Source organism: Chitinophaga sp. RCC_12 (genome assembly GCF_041360695.1).
GTDB lineage: Bacteria > Bacteroidota > Bacteroidia > Chitinophagales > Chitinophagaceae > Chitinophaga.
The window spans coordinates 32,818-52,063 of the sequence record NZ_JBFUPS010000016.1; the positions used below are offsets into that span (position 1 = coordinate 32,818).

Sequence of the window (19,246 nt, forward strand, 5' to 3'; positions counted from 1 at the left end):
AGACAACTTTGTAGCAAAACTTTCGCGGGGGAATGAGCATAAAATGTCTGAAATAAAAGAAGGACTTCTTCGCAGAAGTCCTTCTTTTTTGTACCACGTACGGGATTCGAACCCGTGATTCCTCCGTGAAAGGGAGGCGTCTTAACCCCTTGACCAACGCGGCATTTTCGTTTGGGATTGCAAAGATAGGAAAATGTTTTACAAACCAAAACTTTTTTTCGATTCTTTATCAAAGGTAAGAAGATTATGAAGAAAACACGGTAGCCAGGCGGACTTATTGTTTCAATCCGGCGATTAAATTTATCGTTAATGCTACCACAAACGTGTTCAGCAAAAAGGACAATAAACCATGCGCTAATGCTGTACGACGGATCACTCTGCCGGTGATTTCCACATCGGAAACCTGGAATGTCATACCGATCACGAAAGCGAAATAAGCGAAGTCGATATAGTCCGGTTTTTTCTCCTTGGGAAACTCCAGTCCTTCCGCCTGTTTGGTATTGTCATCTTCTGCATCGTCGTAATACAAATGGGCATAATGAAAAGTGAGCGTAGTATGTACCATTGTCCATGAAGCCAGCATGCCGGAAACGGCCACCGGGAGATACAGGATCTTTGAAAGACCGGTCAGTTCTTTTGACAACATCATTAACAACACCAGTACCAGGCTCGCCACAGATGCTACTACCACTGTTAATGTAACGAAAGTGCGGCTGCCATCATCTATCCTCGCCCAGGTGCGGATTTCTTCAATGGTGCGGTTAAAAAAAACGATCCAGCCGGTAGTGATATAGGAAATGGCGAAGATATCCCATAACAGTGCAGTCAGCACCAACGGATGCATTGTTATCTTCAGCAATAAAAAAGCAATAAACACCAGGAGTGTGAATCCCAAACTCACCAGCACCCGTTGTAACGGATGCATACTCACCAACAGGGAAGCAACTTTCTTTTTTTTCATAGCAGACAACTTGATCTCTAAAGATACCTAAAAATAAGAGCATCTTACCTGCCGCAAGGAAGTTCGCGTGGCATTATCCATTCTCTTAAAATAATATCCAACAGATATTTCGTAGCATATAAAATGACTGAACGAGTAAGATCTTTGTTAAACATTTTGGAAGAAATCTGAGAAACCCGGCATTAGAAACAACTGCTTCCTGCAACCTTTTTCTGTTTATGACGTCTGATATATACGATGTACCCAGGGCGCCCTCCTATTCTTTCAGATGAAGACATGATAAAAAAAATCATGGAGGGCAACCCTCATGCGGCTACCCTATTGCTCCGCAGCACCGAAAAACTGGTAGCAAATATTATCTTTAAGATGATTAGTAACCCGTCGGACAGAAAAGACCTGATGCAGGATATCTATCTCAAGGTATTCAGGTATCTTCCGAAATTCCGTTTTCAATCCCGGCTGTCTACCTGGGTTGCGCAAATCAGCTATACTACCTGTTTAGACCATTTGCAAAAATACAGGCCGGAACTGACCGGCATTCCTGATGATGATAAATTGCTTTTACGCGAAAGCGCCTGGCAGGAAATCAATAAGGATACACTAGATGCCAGCCAGCTACTTTCTCTGAAAGAAAGAGCAGAGATCCTGGAAAAGCTCAGTGCTGCGTTGCCACCTGTCTACCGTACACTTATTACTTTATTTCATAAAGAAGAGCTCAGTATTGATGAGATCATGAACATCACAGGACTTCCAGCCGGAACAGTCAAAAACTATTTGTTCCGCGCAAGAAAAGTATTGAAGGAACGATTACTTGATTATTACTCAAAAGAGCATTTATGAGCAAGATACATTTAAGCGAAGAACAGCTCCAGCGCTATGCACTTGAAGAGTTCGCGGCCCCGGCGGCTGCCGGGCACGTTGCGGATTGCATCCACTGTCAAATGCAGATCAGGACTTACCAAATGCTGTATGGCCTTATCAAAGAAAGCGAAGTTCCTTTGCCGGATTTCCAAACAGCACATCTCATTCCTGATTTATTGTCTGAAGCCAATGCACCTGATAGAAAAGAAGCCCGGTATCTGTATGGCTTGCTGTTTGGCGCCATCGGCCTGGTGACCGCAGGTTTAATAGCGTGTTGGAGTACGATCAGCTGGATCTTTTCAGGCATCGCTGCGGTGGGCCTCGTGCCGGAATTGCTGCTGTTCTCTGGCGTATTGATCATGCAGTTTATGGAACTATATAACACTTACCGGAAAAAGATCAGGACATTGAATCTTGAGTAAAACTGCAACCTGAAAACCGGTATGAAGGTCTAATGATAAATAACGCATTTGACTCACGCCGGCTTCATCACCACTAAACAATTTACGCAGATGAAGAAAATAATTTTAGTCCGTTTATTAAATGCGCACATGGCTTCCGGAAGTGCTGATGGCGGTTTCACGCTTGCCAATGGCACCTATGTTCCCGATGTAATTATCCGTACCGTCATCATCATCCTGCTGTTCTATGTAGTAACGGGTTTTTTGTTAACGCTGATCCGCATGCTGCTTAATTATCGTCTTAAAAGCAAGATGATCAGCCGGGGGATTGATGTCAGTGAAGTAGAAAAGATGCTGCGGATTGGTGTGGAAAGTAAAGACTATGCAGCGAAATATTTTTTCCTGTTACTGAGTGCCGGTATCGGTTGCGCAGTAGTGAACAGCTTTCCATCCGGATGGCTTTCAGCAGGCATGCTGGCCTTCAGCTTGTCGTTAGGTTTCGCCGGGTATTATTATTATCTGAAAAAGAGAAAAGAAACATTGTAAGCCCGTTATGAAAAAAGATCTGCTACTTGCTTTATTATTCCTGCTTTTGCTGCCCGTTATCCAGGCCTGTAACAGTAAACCTGAAAAGGTTGCTACGTTGCCGCAGCGAAAAAGCAGCTACGTTTTCTCTGTTTTAACGGAAGTTCCCGCATTACCGGTTATCAGCCAGAACGCTTCGGGTACCTGTTGGAGTTTTTCCACCACTTCCTTCCTGGAGTCCGAGATCATCCGGTTGAAAGGAGAAAAAATTGATCTTTCAGAAATGTATTTTGTGAGATGCGCCTATTTACTGAAAGCCAGGAATTATATCCTGCGGCAAGGCACTGCGCGCTTTACTGAAGGCGGCCTTAATCATGATCCCATCATCAGCTCAGTTGAATTCGGGGTATTACCGCAAACGGTATATACCGGCCTGCTAAACGGACATACGGAACATAACCATTCCGCGATGTTTAAAGAGCTGGAAAGCACCGTAAAAAAATATGCTGACCCTGCCAATAAGCTGGGCGCCGGATGGAAAAAGGAGGTCCCTGCCAAACTGGATAGTTTTTTAGGAAAGGCGCCGGATGAATTCCTGTATGAAGAAAAGACATATACCCCTATGAGCTTTCTTGCCTATACCCGGTTAAATCCGGATGATTACCTGACCATTACATCTTTTACGGATGTTCCTTTCTATAAACCCTTTGTATTGAGTATCCCGGCAAACTGGGCCAATGAACGGTTTTATAACCTGCCCCTCGATGAATTTATGGCAAACATAGATCACGCGATCGATGCAGGGTTTTCCCTCGCCCTCGACCTGGATGGGACCGAGCCTACATTTACTGCAGAATTAGCAGTATTACCTGAAAAGCAGGAAGATAAGGAGCTGATACTTACGGAAGCCCGGCCGGAAAAGAAAGTGACCCAGGAAATGCGGCAATCTTCCTTTGAGGATTTCAGCACTACAGACGACCACCTTGTGCATATTACCGGCAAGCTGAAAGACCAGTACGGCAACATCTATTATAAAGCTAAAAATTCGTGGGGATCTGAAGCAGGGAGACAGGGATTCATTTATCTGAGCGTTCCTTATATGAAAATGAAAGGAATCTCCGTGTTGCTTCACAAAGATGGGCTGACGAATTCAACCAGGCGTAAGCTTTTTTAAGAGTGAGAAAGCGTAAATAAAAAAGGGTTCTTCCAAACAGAAGAACCCTTTTTATTTGTACCACGTACGGGAATCGAACCCGTGACTCCTCCGTGAAAGGGAGGCGTCTTAACCCCTTGACCAACGCGGCGCATCATTTTCGGATTGCAAATGTAGGATGTTATTCTAAATTTCCAAAAAATATTTTCATAACCTAAAATTATATTGATTAATAAGGGTATTGATTGTAAATTCGCTCTCGATTTTTTCATACTCAAATCACGATGTAAAATGGGAACTACTCTCAAAATTGGTATTAATGGTTTCGGTCGTATCGGCCGTTTGGTATACCGCCAGATTTACAAAATGCCCGGCATTGATGTGGTAGCTATCAATGACCTCACCAGCCCCAACGTGCTGGCGCATTTGCTGAAATACGATTCAGCACAGGGTAGATTCGATGCAGACGTTAAGCATTCTGAAAGCGCAATCAATGTGAACGGTGAAGATGTGAAGATATATGCACAGAGAGATCCGTCTCAAATTCCCTGGAAAGAACATAACATCGATGTAGTGATCGAATGTACCGGTTTCTTTGCTGACAGGGATAAAGCGGCCGCTCACCTTACTGCCGGCGCTAAACGTGTTGTTATTTCTGCTCCTGCTACAGGTGATCTGAAAACGATTGTTTTCAACGTAAACCACGAAATCCTGGACGGCAGCGAAACAGTTATTTCCTGCGCATCCTGCACCACCAACTGTCTCGCTCCTATGGCGAAAGTACTGCAGGACAGCTACGGTATTGCTACCGGTTTAATGACCACCGTTCACGCTTACACCAACGACCAGAACACCCTGGATGCGCCGCATCCGAAAGGTGACCTGCGCCGTGCCCGTGCTGCTGCGGCCAACATCGTACCTAACAGTACCGGTGCTGCAAAAGCTATCGGCCTGGTATTACCGGAACTGAAAGGCAAACTGGACGGTAGTGCACAACGCGTTCCTACCATCACCGGTTCTTTAACTGAGCTGACTACCATCCTCAATAAAAAAGTAACGGTTGACGAAGTTAACGCCGCTATGAAAGCTGCTTCCAACGAATCTTTCGGTTATACCGAAGATGAAATTGTAAGCTCTGACATCATCGGTATCCACTTCGGTTCCCTGTTTGATGCTACACAAACCAGGGTACTGACTGTAGGTGAGCACCAGATGGTTAAAACCGTTTCCTGGTACGATAACGAAATGAGCTATGTATCTCAGCTGGTGCGTACTGTGAAGTACTTCGCCGGTTTGATCAGCAAATAATAATTATAACAGGTACTCCCGGTGCAAACCGGGAGTCTTTAAATTCCGCGGAACTACACCATAGCAGCAATTGGCCAGCATTACCTGGTTATATACTCGCTTTGCGCTGTTGGTACCGCGGTTTTTTAATTTACCCCTTCTCGTTATCTTAAATTGATACATTATGAGCAAATTTTCTGACTATAACTTCAACGGCCGCAAAGCCTTGATCCGCGTGGACTTCAACGTGCCCCTGAATGATAAATTCGAGATCACGGATGACAACCGTATGCGTGCAGCAGTTCCTACCATCCAGAAAATCCTGAAAGATGGCGGCGCCGTTATCCTGATGTCTCACCTGGGTCGCCCGAAAGATGGTCCTACCGATAAATACTCTTTAAAACACCTGGTATACCACCTCATTTCCTTACTGGGTGGCGTAACCGTTAAATTTGCGGAAGACTGCGTAGGTCCTGTGGCAGAAAAAGCGGCTGCCGATCTGCAAATGGGCGAAGTACTGCTGCTGGAAAACCTGCGTTTCCACAAAACCGAAGAAAAAGGTGATGCCGCATTTGCTGAACAGCTCTCTAAACTGGGCGACGTATACGTAAACGACGCATTTGGTACCGCTCACCGTGCACATGCTTCCACGGCAGTGATTGCACAATACTTTGCACCGGAGAACCGTATGTTCGGTTTGCTGATGGAAGCAGAAGTAAACAGCGCACAAAAAGTACTCAACGACGCCGCATCTCCCTTTACTGCAATACTGGGCGGCGCTAAAGTGAGCGATAAGATCCTGATCATCGAAACCCTGATGGACCGCGCCAACAACCTGATCATTGGTGGCGGTATGGCCTACACTTTCCTGAAAGCCCAGGGCAAAGAAATTGGCAGCTCCCTCTGCGAAAATGATAAACTGGACCTGGCGAATGAACTGGTGACCAAAGCAAAGGAAAAAGGCGTACAACTGTTACTGCCGGTAGATTCCATTGCAGCGGATAAGTTTGCAGCAGATGCAAATACCCAGGAAGTTTCCAACGATAATATTCCTGCCGGATGGATGGGCCTCGACATAGGACCTAAGTCTGTAGCCCTTTTCAGCGAAACCATTGCTGCCTCCAATACCATTTTATGGAATGGACCAATGGGCGTATTTGAAATGGCTGCTTTCCAGGCTGGAACCAAAGGCGTGGCCGAAGCCATTGTAACGGCTACTGCCAAAGGAGCTTTCTCCCTGGTGGGCGGCGGCGACTCTGTTGCTGCAGTAAACCAGTTCGGTATTGCAGATAAAGTAAGTTATGTTTCCACCGGTGGTGGCGCATTACTGGAGTTCTTTGAAGGAAAAGAACTGCCGGGAATTGCCGCTATCAGCTAAACTGCCGGCTAATTATATCCACAAAAAGCTATTACAGCGATAACCGTATGCAAAGATTTAACCTGCTGCAGCGGTCTATCCCCGTAATAGCTTTTTGCTTTTTTATATCTTGCAGCTAACCATTAATATTTCCTGTCATGACTAAACGCTTTCTCTGGTACCCTGTGATTATTGGCGTTTTTGCAGCGCTGATCTGGGTAATCCTTCAGAAGGGACAATCTTTACCGGTGAATGCGCACACGGTTATTGCTCCTGCACCGGCAGCGACGGCTATGGCCACCGGCGGCTGGTGGCGCTACCTGGAAAATCTGAAACACCCGCTTGGACTGTTGCTGTTGCAAATCATCCTGATCATGCTGGCAGCGCGGGTATTCGGACTGATCGCCAATAAACTGAAGCAACCGGCAGTGGTGGGTGAAATCATCGCGGGTGTATTGCTGGGTCCTTCCCTGCTGGGTTGGGTGGCGCCGTCATTTTCCGGTTTTTTATTCCCGGCAGATTCGTTGAAAAACCTCCAGTTCCTCAGCCAGATAGGACTTGCCTTCTTTATGTTTATTGTTGGGATGGAGCTGGATATCAGTAAAATCAGGAATAAAGCGCATGACGCGGTAATGATCAGTCATGCCAGTATTATTATTCCTTTTTTCCTCGGGGTTTGGCTGGCATATTTCCTTTTTACGCAGTTTGCTCCTGCCAATGTCAGCTTTTTATCTTTCGCGCTGTTTATGGGCATCGCCATGAGTATTACCGCTTTCCCGGTGCTGGCGAGGATTGTACAGGAACGGAAACTAACCAATACGCCCCTGGGCATCATGGCCATTACCTGCGCCGCCGCAGATGATATTACCGCCTGGTGTATCCTGGCGGTAGTGGTGGCTATTGTGAACGCCGGCGGGATAGTGAGTGCCCTCGTGACCATTTTACTGGCAATTGCATTTGTAGCCGTGATGTTACTGCTCGTCCGCCCCTGGCTGAACAGAACCATGCAGGCACAAATGGCGAAAGGCCATCAGAAAGCAGCAGTATCCCTGATATTTTTTATGCTGCTGATATCTGCATGGGTGGCGGAAGTGATTGGAATACATGCCTTATTTGGCGCGTTCCTGGCGGGTGTGATCATGCCTCATGGCACCAATATCAGGCAACTGCTGACAGATAAGCTGGAAGATGTGAGCGTATTACTACTGCTTCCTATCTTCTTTGTGTATACCGGGTTAAGAACGCATATTGGTTTATTGAACCAGGGCGATCTCTGGGTAGTATTTGGGATGATCATGCTGGTGGCTGTAGCGGGGAAATTTGGGGGCAGTACCATCACAGCGCGGTTAATGGGTCAAAGCTGGCGGCAGTCAGTTTCTATTGGCGCATTAATGAATACCCGGGGATTAATGGAGCTGGTGGTATTGAATATCGGGTTTGACCTCGGCATCTTATCGCCGGAGATATTTGCCATGATGGTGCTGATGGCGCTGGCCACCACCTTTATGACCGGACCATTGCTGGACCTGGTAGCTTTCAGTGAAAGACGTAAAGGCTTACTTACTACCTGATATGAGCTTATTAACAATAAAAAAAGAGACCGGTGATGATCACCGGTCTCTTTTTTATTTCGTATACCCTTGCGGGTGATTATTTCTTTGTGGTAGTTTTCTTTTTAACAGCTGTCTTCTTTTTAGCGGTATAATGATGCTTTTTGGAAGAATAATGTTTTTTGCTGCTGGTAGCAGTTGCTTTTTTAGCGGTGGTATTCTTTTCTGCCATTTTCACCGGTGGCGGGAATTTGGATTTATCTACCCCAACTGCTTTATCGTCCAGGGTCATCTGAACAGATTCTTTCAGCATTTCATTTTTTTCTGCCATGAACTGCTTCATCTTTTCTTTAGGGATGCGCAGGTCGTAGTTATTTTCGGCGCTGGCCATTGCTTTGGAGAAGCCCGGGTTGAAGCGGTCTAATTCGGCCACGTTCATATCCAGTTTCTTTGCAATTGCTTCCAGGCGGTATTTGCCGGTTACATTGATTTCCACCGTATTGAAGATCTCCTCTTCTGTTAACGGGCCTCTCGCAACGGGAGCAGACAGGTTATCTGCTACAGGCACATTTACAGTAATGGTGTTATCTTCACTTACACCGAAGAAGTTATTGAACTTATCGAGGATATAACCGGTAGCAATGAATTTGTAAACATGGTTACGTGATTCTGCAGGCAGGAAGTATTGCATGCCCCAGAAATCGGTACGTCCGCTGGCTTTGATAGCGCGTTGAACGCCACCTGCGCCGCAGTTGTAAGCGGCAACTACCAGTAACCAGTCGTCGAACTGTGCATACAGCTGATTAAGGAACTGGGCAGCGGCCAGGGTAGATTTATAGAAATCTTTTCTTTCGTCAATTTTCTTACCTACGCTCAAACCAAAGATACGGGCGGTTCCGGCCATAAACTGCCAGGCGCCTACTGCTCCTACCCTGGAACGGGCATTGGTATTAAAGCTGGATTCGATTACTGCGAGGTATTTCATTTCCTCAGGGATACCATTATCGCGGAACACCTTTTCAATCATATTGAAATAGGGTTGTCCTTTATCGATCATGATTTGCAGATGCTGACTATACCGGGTGGCATAGTTACTTACGTAACCGGCAACCAGGTTATTGTTGATCTGTTCATACACTTTCGCACTGCGAATGGTGTTAGGCAGGCTCTGAGCAGCTTTCTTCACTGCCACGGATGTTGGCGATGGCAATAAAGCAGTATCTTTTGGTAAACGTACCTTGTGATTCAGCTTTACTACAGAGGTATCGGGTGAAAATACCGGATACGCCATCTCTTTAGGATTGCTATTGCCCCCCATTGCACTCACACTCACTAAACTTATTGCTGGCAACAGCAGTAGTAAAAAGATTTTTCTCATACAATTTATTTTAAACAACAGTAACCTGCTCCTTAGCCATCAATTGATGCGCTATATGTAACAAGTTTGCTTCGCTAAACTTCTTTGTGATGATCTGTACACCATATGGCATTCCGTTTGAATGCCGGTACAAAGGAACGGATATAGCCGGAACCCCTGCCAGATTTGCCAGTACCGTATAAATATCAGCCAGGTACATAGCTATAGGGTCATCAGTCTTCTCCCCTAATTTAAATGCTGTGGATGGCACAGTTGGCATTAAAATGGCGTCGTATTCTTCTAATATATCGTTGAGTTTTTCTGTTACAAGACGCCTAACCTGTTGTGCCTTAGTATAATATGCGTCATAATAGCCCGCACTCAACACAAAAGTCCCCAGTAATATACGACGTTTTACCTCTTTCCCGAACCCTTCGGATCTACTTTTTTTGTAAAATTCTGTCAAATCCAGGTTCTTTTCAGCGGTTCTGTGTCCATATTTCACCCCATCAAACCGGGATAAGTTGGAGGATGCTTCCGCTGTAGTCAGTACATAATATGCTGGAACTACATGGTCGAGGTATTCAAAACTTTTTCCTGATACCGTATGACCCAAAGACTGCAAACTTTCAAAGAAATCAATATAGCCGTTCTTCATCTCTGCGTCCAGCCCATCGTGGTACTGTGCATCCCTTAAATACGCAAATTTGAATGTTTTATTGTTTTCCAGGTCTGCTTTATAATCCGGTACTTCTTTTTGGGAAGCAGTACTATCAAACTCATCCGGGCCCGCAATCACCTGTAGAACTGACGCCACATCGGCAATATTCTTGCCAAAAATGCCTATTTGGTCAAATGAAGAGGCGTAAGCGATGAGTCCGTAGCGCGAAATACGTCCATAGGTGGGTTTCAGGCCAACTATACCGCAGAAGTCGGCCGGTTGCCGGACAGAGCCGCCGGTATCACTACCGAGACTTACCTGGCATAAGTCTGCCTGGACTGCTACGGCAGAGCCCCCGGAGGAGCCGCCTGGTACGCGGGTATTATCCAGTGCATTCAGCGTGGGGCCATAGGCGGAATTTTCATTGGTAGACCCCATGGCGAATTCATCGCAGTTGAGATTACCGATGATAATAGCATCTTCTGCCAGCAATCTTTCGATGGCGGTGGCAGAGAACAGGGAATTGAACCCTTCCAGTATCCGGGAAGCGGCGCTTACATTATGGCCTTTATAGCAGATCACATCTTTAATACCTACCACTACACCCGCGAGTGCGCCCAACTTTTCCCCGTTTTTGAGGCGGGTATCAAGCTCGCGCGCTTTCTCCAGGGCTTCCTCTTCATATACTTCCAGGAAGGCATTCAAGTGTTTTAACTGAGCTATACGGTCGAGGTAATAACGCACCCTCTCCGCACAGCTTGTGCTGCCGGCGTATAATGCTTTATGGAAAGTGATTATACTGCTGAATTCAGACAAGACTAAACCAGTTAAATTAAATTAACAGAAAAATACTCCTTTTAGGGAGTTGGCTACAATTTATACTTTGGGCAGTGGAGCTTCTTCAGTGCTGGTATGTGGTGCATCTGTAGTGGCCGGTGCTGCAGCCTGAACGGGCTTTTCCCTCATTCCTTCTTCGATTTCCTGGCGCACATTGTTCTTTGCGTCATTAAACTCGCGGATACCTTTACCGAGGCCACGCATTAATTCGGGAATTTTTTTACCTCCGAAGAGCAGCAATACTACCACAGCAATCAACAGCAGCTCGGACATTCCAATGTCCTGAAGGATCAAAAATGATGAATTTAAAAAAACAGCAGTCATCTTCTCAATGTTTAAAAGTTCAGTCAACAAAGATAGCAGATATAATCGGCTTTTTTACCGTTATGGGCAATCCTGCGCTAGTTTTAATACCATTTTAAGCACACGAAAAAAGCGGCACCGGTAATGGTCCCGCTTTTAACAAATTTCCCTGTATTTATACTAAACCCTTTTTTCTTTGATACGGGCTTTCTTACCAGCACGTTCGCGCAGATAGTAAAGCTTAGCTCTTCTTACTTTACCTACCTTGTTCAACACGATACCATCGATATGAGGAGAGTAAAGCGGAAACAGTCTTTCCACACCAATGCCATCAGAAATTTTTCTAACAGTGAAAGACATTGTTGATCCCGTACCCTGGATTTTCAACACATCACCTTTAAAGGACTGAATCCTTTCTTTATTACCTTCCACGATTTTATAGTTGACAGTGACGTTGTCGCCTGCTTTAAACTTCGGGTACTGTTTGTTAGCTGTCAGTTGTTCGTGAACAAACGAAATTGCGTTCATCTTTCAAATATTTATGGGAGTGCAAAAGTAAGTCAAGAAATAGCATTTACCAAATTAAAAATCAAGAAATTATCCCTATCAAATGGTAAAGCGCTCTATATGACCTATGTATCATTAAGTTATAACAGGTCGGGCCTGCGTTGTTTTGTTCTTTCTACTGATTCCTGGTGTCTCCATTCGTCGATCTTTTTGTGATCTCCGCTCAGGAGGATTTCCGGCACCTTCCATCCACGGAACTCTTCCGGGCGGGTGTATACCGGCGGCGCCAGTAAATTGTCCTGGAAGGAGTCTGTAAGGGCGCTGGTTTCATTATTCAGCACGCCGGGCAGGAGGCGTCCAATGGCATCCACCAGTACGGCGGCGCCCAACTCTCCCCCGCTCAGCACGTAATCGCCGATGGAGATCTCTTTGGTGATAAAGTGATCGCGGATGCGCTGATCGATACCTTTATAGTGCCCGCAAAGCATGAGCAGATTGCCTTTGAGCGACAGCTGGTTGGCCATTTTCTGGTTCAGCGTTTCGCCATCGGGGGTGAGGTAGATCACCTCATCGTACTGCACTTTTGCCTGGAGCGATTCAATCGCATTTACAATAGGCTCCAGCATCATTACCATGCCTGCACCACCACCAAACTGGTAGTCGTCTACCTGGTTGTGTTTCAGGTTGGAATACTGCCTGAGCGGGTGTACGTGAACTTCCAGTAAGCCTTTTGCCTGTGCTCTCTTCATGATAGAGTGTGACAGCGGGCTTTCGAGCAATTCCGGTAATACGGTGATTATATCTATTCGCATGATTGTGTGCCCTTTATAACAGTTGAATCCGTCAGATCAACCGGTGTATAATTCAATCAAACCATCCGGGAGGTTGAGGTGTACCGTCTGGTTCTTCTTGTCTACTTTCACCAGCGACTGCTCATTGACCGGCAGCAGGGCTTCTTTGCCCTTGATGAATACTTTTACGAGTACCTGCATAGGCATTTCAATGACTTCCTCAATAGTGCCCAGGGGGCCATATTGCTGGTCTTCCACGGCAAATCCCAGCAAAGCAAGGGGTGCAGAGGAAGCGGTTTGTTGTTTGAAGTCTTCTTCCTGCAGGTATACCTGAGCGGGCATCAGTTTGTGTGCGGCTTCCTTGGTATCTATTCCTTCCAGCTTGATGTATACGCTTTCTGCATCCTTTACGGTTACCTGCTGTATAAAGTAGGGAATAAAGCTGTTTTTGCGCTCCTCCAGGAATATAACGGTTACACCTTTCAGCGCAGATCTTTTGCCGAGGCTGTGCCTTAAAACCAGGTCGCCCTGCAAACCGTGCGCGGAGGCCAGTTTACCTATACTGAAATAATTACTCATAATTTTTTGCTGTCGGACTTTAGCGGATCAGGTAACTGATTGCTGATGAGGCTATTAACAAAAATTAAAAAAGGAAACATTTGCGGTTGCAAATATTTCCTTTTTCAGGTATTGTTAAAACGTTGCCGTTTTATGCTTCGTTACCTTCTTCTGCTGCTGGTGCTTCAGTCGCTGGAGCAGCCGGAGTGTCTTCTACCTTTCTTACGATTGGAGCAGCAATCCTTGCTTTCTTGTGACCGTCGCGGCGGGCAGAAACTTTCTGTTCGTGTTCAGCTTGCCATTGTGCGAACTTCTGGTAAGCAGTAGGCTCGTCGAACAGGTTCAAAGTAACACCTCTTAACAGGTGTTTCAAATACAATACACCTTTGAATGACAAGATTCTTCTAACAGTGTCGGTAGGTTGTGCACCTTTCTGCAACCAACGCAATGCCTTTTCGGTATCGATGTTGATGGAAGCCGGAACTGTTAAAGGATTGTAAGTACCAATTTTCTGGATGAATTTACCATCTCTTGGTGCGCGGGCGTCGGCTACTACGATAAAATAGAAAGGCCTTTTTTTCGCGCCATGTCTCTGCAGTCTGATTTTTACTGGCATAAATAAGTCGAGTTATTTTTTGCGAGTTAGGAAATATTGTTTAATTAGGGATGCAAATGTAATCAGTAAGTTGGTATTTGCAAAAAATATTTATATCAATCTGATCCGTTTATCTCACCATTCCTTTCAAACCCTTACCACCACCGCCAAATTTATTCATCATTTTCATCATCTGGCGCATCTGTTCAAACTGTTTCATGAACTGGTTGACGTCCTGGATGTTTTTTCCGGCGCCTTTTGCGATGCGTTTGCGGCGGCTTCCGTCGATCATATCCGGGTCGGCACGCTCCGCCTTCGTCATGGAGTTGATCATGGCCTCAATGCCCTTAAAAGCGTCATCGCTGATGTCCAGGTCCTTCACTGCCTTCCCCACGCCGGGGATCATGCCCATCAAATCTTTCAGGTTACCCATTTTTTTGATCTGCTGGAGTTGTTCCTTGAAATCGTCGAAATCGAACTGGTTCTGGCGGATTTTCTTTTCGAGCTTTTTGGCCTGTTCTTCGTTGAACTGTTCCTGGGCGCGTTCCACCAGGGTGGTGATATCCCCCATTCCGAGGATACGCTGGGCCATACGTTCGGGGTAGAAAACATCGAGGGTATCGAGTTTTTCACCCATACTTACGAACTTGATGGGCTTTTCCACCGTGTATTTGATGGTCAGTGCCGCACCACCGCGGGTATCGCCATCCAGTTTGGTGAGCACCACGCCGGTAAAGTCCAGGCGTTCGTTGAACGCTTTGGCGGTATTTACCGCATCCTGGCCGGTCATGGAATCCACCACGAACAGGATTTCCTGTGGTTTCACCGCAGCTTTTACAGCGGCTACTTCGTTCATCATCACTTCGTCAACCGCCAAACGGCCGGCAGTATCGATGATGATAACGTTGAAGTTATTGGCTTTCGCGTGTTTGATGGCGTTTTCAGCGATCTGAACGGCATTCTTATTTTCCGGTTCGCTGTAAACTTCCACCCCTATCTGCTCTCCCAGTACTTTCAGCTGGTCTATCGCCGCTGGGCGGTAGATATCGGCTGCTACCAGTAAGGGTTTCTTATTTCTCTTTGTTTTCAGGAAGTTACCCAGTTTACCGGAGAAGGTGGTTTTACCCGAACCCTGCAAACCTGCGATCAGTACAACGGTAGGATTGGATTTGAGGTCGAATTCTGCTTCGGTGCCGCCCATAAGTTCGGCCAGTTCGTCCTTTACGATCTTCACCATGAGCTGTCCGGGCGAAATAGCTGTTAACACCTTTTCTCCCAGCGCTTTATCCTTTACTTTATCTGTAAATTCCTTGGCAATTTTATAGTTCACATCCGCATCCACCAATGCACGACGGATTTCTTTAACGGTAGAGGCGATATTTATTTCTGAAATCCGGCCTTCCCCTTTAAGCTGTTTAAACGCGGAGTCTAGTCTCTCTGATAATGATTCAAACATTGTTGGTATTTTAAACGGACTGCAAAAGTATATTTTTTTGCGGATTCTCGCGCGGATTTTGTCTTACGCGGAGTTTGTCTTACTCAGGATTACGCTGATTAGGCTGATTACCTGGATTTGATCATTTGGGATTAAAAAAGATTAGCGAAGAATGTTGTGGTATTATCTACCGCAACAAGCTTCGCTAATCTTTAAAAATCTTTACAAAATCAACTAAAAACTCAAGGTAATCAGCCTAATCAGCGTAATCCTGAGTAAGACAACATTCGCGCGTTATCCGAGGTAGTTGCGCAGCAACTTGCTCCTGGAGGTAGTTCTTAATTTGGTGATGGCTTTGTCTTTGATCTGGCGTACGCGTTCGCGGGTCAGGCCAAATTTTTCGCCAATATCTTCGAGTGACATGGGATGTTCAACGGCGATGCCGAAGTACAGCATGATCACATCTTTCTGACGGTCTGTTAAAGTAGAGAGTGAGCGCTCGATTTCGCGGCGGAGGGAATCGTGGTGATCCAGTTCTTCGTCAGCGCTAACGGCATTCGGGTTTTCGAGTACATCCAGCAGGGAGTTATCTTCCCCGTCGATAAAAGGCGCGTCCATAGATACGTGACGGGCGGCAACACCGAGGGTTGCTTCCACTTCTTCCGTATTGATTTCGAGGATGGTAGCCAGTTCATCGGGAGATGGTTCTCTTTCATATTCCTGTTCCAGCTGGGAGTACGCTTTGCTGATCTTGTTGCTCAGGCCCACTTTGTTAAGCGGGAGGCGAACAATCCTGGATTGTTCTGCCAGTGCCTGCAGGATAGACTGACGGATCCACCAAACGGCGTAGGAAATGAATTTAAAACCGCGCGTTTCATCAAAACGTTGAGCAGCTTTAATTAACCCGAGGTTCCCCTCGTTGATCAGGTCACTGAGCGACAGGCCCTGGTTCTGGTACTGTTTCGCAACGGATACCACAAAGCGGAGGTTTGCTTTTGTAAGCTTCTCCAACGCTCTCTGATCGCCCTGCTTGATCCGGATAGCCAGGTTTACCTCTTCTTCCGGCGTAATTAAATCCACTTTCCCAATCTCCTGCAGATACTTCTCCAGGGATTGTGATTCCCTGTTGGTAATGGATTTAGTGATTTTAAGTTGGCGCATTGACATAGAGTCGGAACAGTTACAGGTTAATAAAAAGTTAAGATTTGATGAATGCCTGACAAAAATAACTTTTTTTAGATAGCCACCAAAAAAAATCTATTGTTTTTAAATCATTTCCAAATAAAATCGATTGATCATTAAGGGCTTGCAAATGTCGCGGAAATTCGCCACTATAGAGGCGAAGCAGACAGCGCTATCATATGTGGCTGTTTTATATTTATTATAAATGTAATATATATAGTTTTATTAAGACGTGTAAACTTTTTATGTATTCTATAAAAAAAAACCGTAAATTATTTTGACAGAGTAAAATATTTTCTATAATTGCAACTGGATGATATTGATTTACTAATTATTTGAGAGATGTCTAAGAAAGTGCTTTATGAGTTAGAATTTCCGGTAAGGTGCTCACCCGGTATCCTGTATGAATTCTTATCGACCCCTGCCGGTTTGCAGGAATGGTTCGCCGATAGGGTTGATTTCAGGGATAATGTTTTTTCCTTTTCATGGAACGGTACGGCTGAAGAAGCGGAAGTACTGGAACAGGAAGAGGATGAGTACATCCGGCTGCACTGGACGCATGCTCCCAAAGAGGAATATTTTGAGTTCCGCATACAAATTTCTGAAGTAACGAATGAAACTATCCTGGTAGTAAAAGATTTCGCAGAGAAGAAAGAAGTGAAGGACCAAAGTCAACTATGGGAATACCAGGTGAAAGATCTCTTCCACCGCATCGGCAGTTAAGCCCCTTTATTTTCAAGTATATTGAGTAGCGCAGCATAGGCCTCCACTACATCAGTAATTATTTTGCCCCAATGACCGATCACGAAAGGTTTAGCCACTTTGATGAAATCGTTCCGGCTAATCAGCGTCTTCCACTCATCTAAACTTAAGGTGTTTATGAAACAGTAATTTCCGTTTTCGAAATCATGCTCCCAGGGATCTTCCTGAACATATACCTGAAATCCGGCTTCCGCCAGTTTTGTGTAACTGCTTTCAAGAACAGGACTGTAATAGCGCTTCACGTTACCTGCCAGGTGCAGGGTAGCGCTAAAATAATGCCCCCACCAGAACATGGTGCGAAACGCAAAAACTTCCGTTTTACTAAAATAACGCGGGTAGTCCAGCATTACCCAGGGCAGCCCCTTGTACTGCTCCCCCTTTGAAATTTTACCGCCCTGCAGCAGCCACTCAGGCTTAAACGGGAAACTACTGTTACGGTCGTACGCTGCCAGCGCTTCCTGCAGCTTCCCCATCAACACCATTACCTTCCCTATTGCACTGTTTTTCAGGAGAATAAAGTGCGTGCTTTCTATAACGGCTGCTTCTTCCGGTGTTAATTCAAAACTTTCCATATAAATTTTAACGGTATTTTCAGGTTCTCCCTAACACTCCTTTGTGAATTCGTGCTAACTTTACCGTTTAGGAGTATCCTGACCAGTAGAATACGAAGATCGGGATTCCATCTTTTTAATACCGCATTATCAGTGAAAAAACTCGACAAACTAATTATAAAAACCTTTTTGGGTCCCTTTGTAGCTACCTTCTTTGTTACCTTATTCGTACTGGTAATGCAGTTCCTCTGGAAGTATGTGGACGACCTGGTAGGTAAAGGCCTGGATACGGGTGTAATCATACAACTCATTGCCTATACCAGCGCCACGCTGGTAACCCTGGCCCTTCCCCTTGCGGTGTTGCTGTCTTCCATTATGACCTTTGGTAACCTGGGAGAAAGTTTCGAGCTGGTGGCGTTAAAATCTTCCGGCATTTCCCTGTTGCGCTTTATCCGCCCGCTGCTGCTGGTGTGCTCCGTAATCGCTTTCCTGGCCTTTTTGTTTGCCAACTATGTGATCCCCGTAGCCAACCTCCAGGCCAAATCACTGCTCTACGACATTACCAACTCCAAACCGGCCTTTAATATCAAGGCAGGCGTATTTTATAAAGATATTCCCGGCTATACCATTAAGGTAGCCCAAAAGGATAAAGACAACCAAACCATCCACCAGGTGATGATCTTCGACCATCAGAGTGGTGGCGGCGACCGCATCATCCTCGCGGAAAAAGGACAGATGGTACTTACGGCCAACAAGCGTTTCCTGTATTTCATCCTGGACAATGGCTGGCGTTATGAAGAGCGGAACAACCGCGGATACACAGTTCCCGGCGACATGATCAGGCTGGGCTTTAAAAAATACAGCAAAGCATTTGACCTGAGTTCATTTGCTTTTAACCGCCTTAACATGGATCTTTTTGCCTCCAACCAGCAAATGCTGAACGTGAGGCAATTGGATGTAGCAATAGATTCCCTGCAGAAAATAGAGAACCAGTACAGCAAGACCGTAAATTCGTATGTTACTGTACGTTACCCTTTCTTCAAATGGAAGGATTCCGCCTGGGCTGCCAGCGCCCCCCCGTTGAAAGCAAAAGAATTTGAAGATATTATACCGGAGAAGAGCCTCCGTACCGTGTTGGAAAGAGCTGAGCAGAATGTCCGTGAAACGCAGAGCGCCCTCGAACAGCCTACCCAGGAGTTTGAAGACAAGCACGGTGTAATCCTGATGCACAAAGTAGAATGGCAGCGTAAATTCACGCTTGCTGCTGCCTGTATCGTGATGTTCCTGATAGGCGCCCCGCTGGGGTCCATTATCAGAAAAGGAGGATTGGGCACACCACTGGTGTTTGCCGTGATCTTCTTTGTGATTTTTAATGTATTTTTCATGATAGGTGAAAAGATGGCGAGAAACGGCGTGATGTTCACCTGGTCGGGCATGTGGCTATCAAATATGGTGTTACTCCCCATTGCAGGTTTCCTTATTGTTAAGGCTATGAATGACTCACAGCTTTTTAATAAAGAGTACTATTTTCGCGTTATTCAACAAATAAAAAAGTTCTTACAAAGATTTAGAAAGAAAGAAGTTCTTAAAGAGATTTAAAGCAACCTACAAT

Annotated in this window: 20 protein-coding genes and 2 tRNA genes; 9 read left to right on the forward strand and 13 right to left on the reverse strand. The window is 45.6% G+C overall.

Annotation, left to right across the window (positions count from 1 at the left end):
- Window positions 1–91 precede the first annotated feature (91 nt).
- Window positions 92–163, reverse strand: a tRNA-Glu gene (locus AB6805_RS31030).
- A 111-nt stretch (window positions 164–274) separates the two neighbouring features.
- On the reverse strand, window positions 275–961 hold the full coding sequence (locus AB6805_RS31035; protein ID WP_370913326.1) for a DUF1345 domain-containing protein: 687 nt from the start codon (window positions 959–961) through the stop codon (window positions 275–277).
- A gap of 291 nt (window positions 962–1,252) precedes the next feature.
- Between AB6805_RS31035 and AB6805_RS31040 the strand changes: the two genes are divergently transcribed.
- The 4 genes from AB6805_RS31040 (at window position 1,253) to AB6805_RS31055 (ending at window position 3,922) form a co-directional block, all read left to right on the forward strand.
- Window positions 1,253–1,801, forward strand: coding sequence for an RNA polymerase sigma factor (locus AB6805_RS31040; protein WP_370913327.1), 549 nt, complete (start codon window positions 1,253–1,255; stop codon window positions 1,799–1,801).
- The gene (locus tag AB6805_RS31045) at window positions 1,798–2,244 is read left to right on the forward strand and encodes a hypothetical protein (protein ID WP_370913328.1); all 447 of its coding nucleotides are present in this window, start codon (window positions 1,798–1,800) and stop codon (window positions 2,242–2,244) included. The genes AB6805_RS31040 and AB6805_RS31045 overlap by 4 nt, the downstream gene beginning before the upstream one ends.
- A 90-nt stretch (window positions 2,245–2,334) precedes the next feature.
- Window positions 2,335–2,769 carry a hypothetical protein gene (locus AB6805_RS31050; RefSeq protein ID WP_370913329.1) on the forward strand — a complete coding sequence of 145 codons (435 nt, stop codon included), beginning with the start codon at window positions 2,335–2,337 and terminating at the stop codon, window positions 2,767–2,769.
- A 7-nt stretch (window positions 2,770–2,776) separates the two neighbouring features.
- Window positions 2,777–3,922 (forward strand): C1 family peptidase, encoded by a 1,146-nt coding sequence (locus AB6805_RS31055; protein ID WP_370913330.1) that lies wholly within the window; start codon window positions 2,777–2,779, stop codon window positions 3,920–3,922.
- Between the two features lie 58 nt (window positions 3,923–3,980).
- On the opposite strand, the gene AB6805_RS31060 is transcribed toward AB6805_RS31055, so the two are convergent.
- Window positions 3,981–4,052, reverse strand: a tRNA-Glu gene (locus AB6805_RS31060).
- A 140-nt stretch (window positions 4,053–4,192) separates the two neighbouring features.
- Between AB6805_RS31060 and gap the strand changes: the two genes are divergently transcribed.
- The 3 genes from gap to AB6805_RS31075 all read left to right on the forward strand — a co-directional run bounded on the left by gap (window position 4,193) and on the right by AB6805_RS31075 (window position 8,116).
- Window positions 4,193–5,209, forward strand: a complete 1,017-nt coding sequence (gene gap, locus AB6805_RS31065) for a type I glyceraldehyde-3-phosphate dehydrogenase (protein WP_370913331.1) — start codon at window positions 4,193–4,195, stop codon at window positions 5,207–5,209.
- A gap of 163 nt (window positions 5,210–5,372) precedes the next feature.
- Window positions 5,373–6,566, forward strand: a complete 1,194-nt coding sequence (gene pgk / locus AB6805_RS31070) for a phosphoglycerate kinase (protein ID WP_370913332.1) — start codon at window positions 5,373–5,375, stop codon at window positions 6,564–6,566.
- Window positions 6,567–6,703: 137 nt separating this feature from the next.
- The gene (locus AB6805_RS31075; protein WP_370913333.1) at window positions 6,704–8,116 is read left to right on the forward strand and encodes a cation:proton antiporter; all 1,413 of its coding nucleotides are present in this window, start codon (window positions 6,704–6,706) and stop codon (window positions 8,114–8,116) included.
- A 79-nt stretch (window positions 8,117–8,195) separates the two neighbouring features.
- On the opposite strand, the gene AB6805_RS31080 is transcribed toward AB6805_RS31075, so the two are convergent.
- The 9 genes from AB6805_RS31080 to AB6805_RS31120 all read right to left on the reverse strand — a co-directional run bounded on the left by AB6805_RS31080 (window position 8,196) and on the right by AB6805_RS31120 (window position 16,306).
- On the reverse strand, window positions 8,196–9,473 hold the full coding sequence (locus tag AB6805_RS31080) for a lytic transglycosylase domain-containing protein (RefSeq protein WP_370913334.1): 1,278 nt from the start codon (window positions 9,471–9,473) through the stop codon (window positions 8,196–8,198).
- A gap of 10 nt (window positions 9,474–9,483) precedes the next feature.
- The gene (gene gatA / locus AB6805_RS31085) at window positions 9,484–10,929 is read right to left on the reverse strand and encodes an Asp-tRNA(Asn)/Glu-tRNA(Gln) amidotransferase subunit GatA (RefSeq protein ID WP_370913335.1); all 1,446 of its coding nucleotides are present in this window, start codon (window positions 10,927–10,929) and stop codon (window positions 9,484–9,486) included.
- 60 nt (window positions 10,930–10,989) lie between these two features.
- A complete protein-coding gene (locus tag AB6805_RS31090) occupies window positions 10,990–11,244 on the reverse strand; it encodes a twin-arginine translocase TatA/TatE family subunit (RefSeq protein ID WP_370913336.1) in 255 nt (84 codons plus the stop codon).
- Window positions 11,245–11,433: 189 nt separating this feature from the next.
- Window positions 11,434–11,781 carry a 50S ribosomal protein L19 gene (gene rplS, locus AB6805_RS31095; protein WP_079473603.1) on the reverse strand — a complete coding sequence of 116 codons (348 nt, stop codon included), beginning with the start codon at window positions 11,779–11,781 and terminating at the stop codon, window positions 11,434–11,436.
- A 119-nt stretch (window positions 11,782–11,900) separates the two neighbouring features.
- Complete coding sequence (gene trmD, locus AB6805_RS31100) at window positions 11,901–12,572, reverse strand: tRNA (guanosine(37)-N1)-methyltransferase TrmD (RefSeq protein WP_370913337.1); 672 nt, start codon at window positions 12,570–12,572, stop codon at window positions 11,901–11,903.
- A gap of 36 nt (window positions 12,573–12,608) precedes the next feature.
- Window positions 12,609–13,130, reverse strand: a complete 522-nt coding sequence (gene rimM, locus AB6805_RS31105) for a ribosome maturation factor RimM (RefSeq protein WP_370913338.1) — start codon at window positions 13,128–13,130, stop codon at window positions 12,609–12,611.
- A gap of 130 nt (window positions 13,131–13,260) precedes the next feature.
- Window positions 13,261–13,725 carry a 30S ribosomal protein S16 gene (gene rpsP, locus AB6805_RS31110; RefSeq protein ID WP_370913339.1) on the reverse strand — a complete coding sequence of 155 codons (465 nt, stop codon included), beginning with the start codon at window positions 13,723–13,725 and terminating at the stop codon, window positions 13,261–13,263.
- A 109-nt stretch (window positions 13,726–13,834) separates the two neighbouring features.
- On the reverse strand, window positions 13,835–15,160 hold the full coding sequence (gene ffh / locus AB6805_RS31115) for a signal recognition particle protein (RefSeq protein WP_370913340.1): 1,326 nt from the start codon (window positions 15,158–15,160) through the stop codon (window positions 13,835–13,837).
- Window positions 15,161–15,433: 273 nt separating this feature from the next.
- The gene (locus AB6805_RS31120) at window positions 15,434–16,306 is read right to left on the reverse strand and encodes an RNA polymerase sigma factor RpoD/SigA (protein WP_209857032.1); all 873 of its coding nucleotides are present in this window, start codon (window positions 16,304–16,306) and stop codon (window positions 15,434–15,436) included.
- A gap of 357 nt (window positions 16,307–16,663) precedes the next feature.
- Here AB6805_RS31120 and AB6805_RS31125 point away from each other — a divergent pair, with 357 nt between their 5' ends.
- Window positions 16,664–17,044, forward strand: coding sequence for an START-like domain-containing protein (locus tag AB6805_RS31125; protein ID WP_079473597.1), 381 nt, complete (start codon window positions 16,664–16,666; stop codon window positions 17,042–17,044).
- Here the strand turns inward: AB6805_RS31125 and AB6805_RS31130 are convergent.
- Complete coding sequence (locus AB6805_RS31130; protein WP_370913341.1) at window positions 17,041–17,655, reverse strand: hypothetical protein; 615 nt, start codon at window positions 17,653–17,655, stop codon at window positions 17,041–17,043. The two genes, AB6805_RS31125 and AB6805_RS31130, sit on opposite strands and share 4 nt — an antisense overlap.
- 132 nt (window positions 17,656–17,787) lie before the next feature.
- On the opposite strand from AB6805_RS31130, the gene AB6805_RS31135 reads away from it, so the two are divergent.
- Entirely contained in the window at window positions 17,788–19,233 is a 1,446-nt protein-coding gene (locus AB6805_RS31135; RefSeq protein ID WP_370913342.1) for an LptF/LptG family permease, read from the forward strand.
- The last annotated feature ends 13 nt before the right edge of the window (window positions 19,234–19,246 follow it).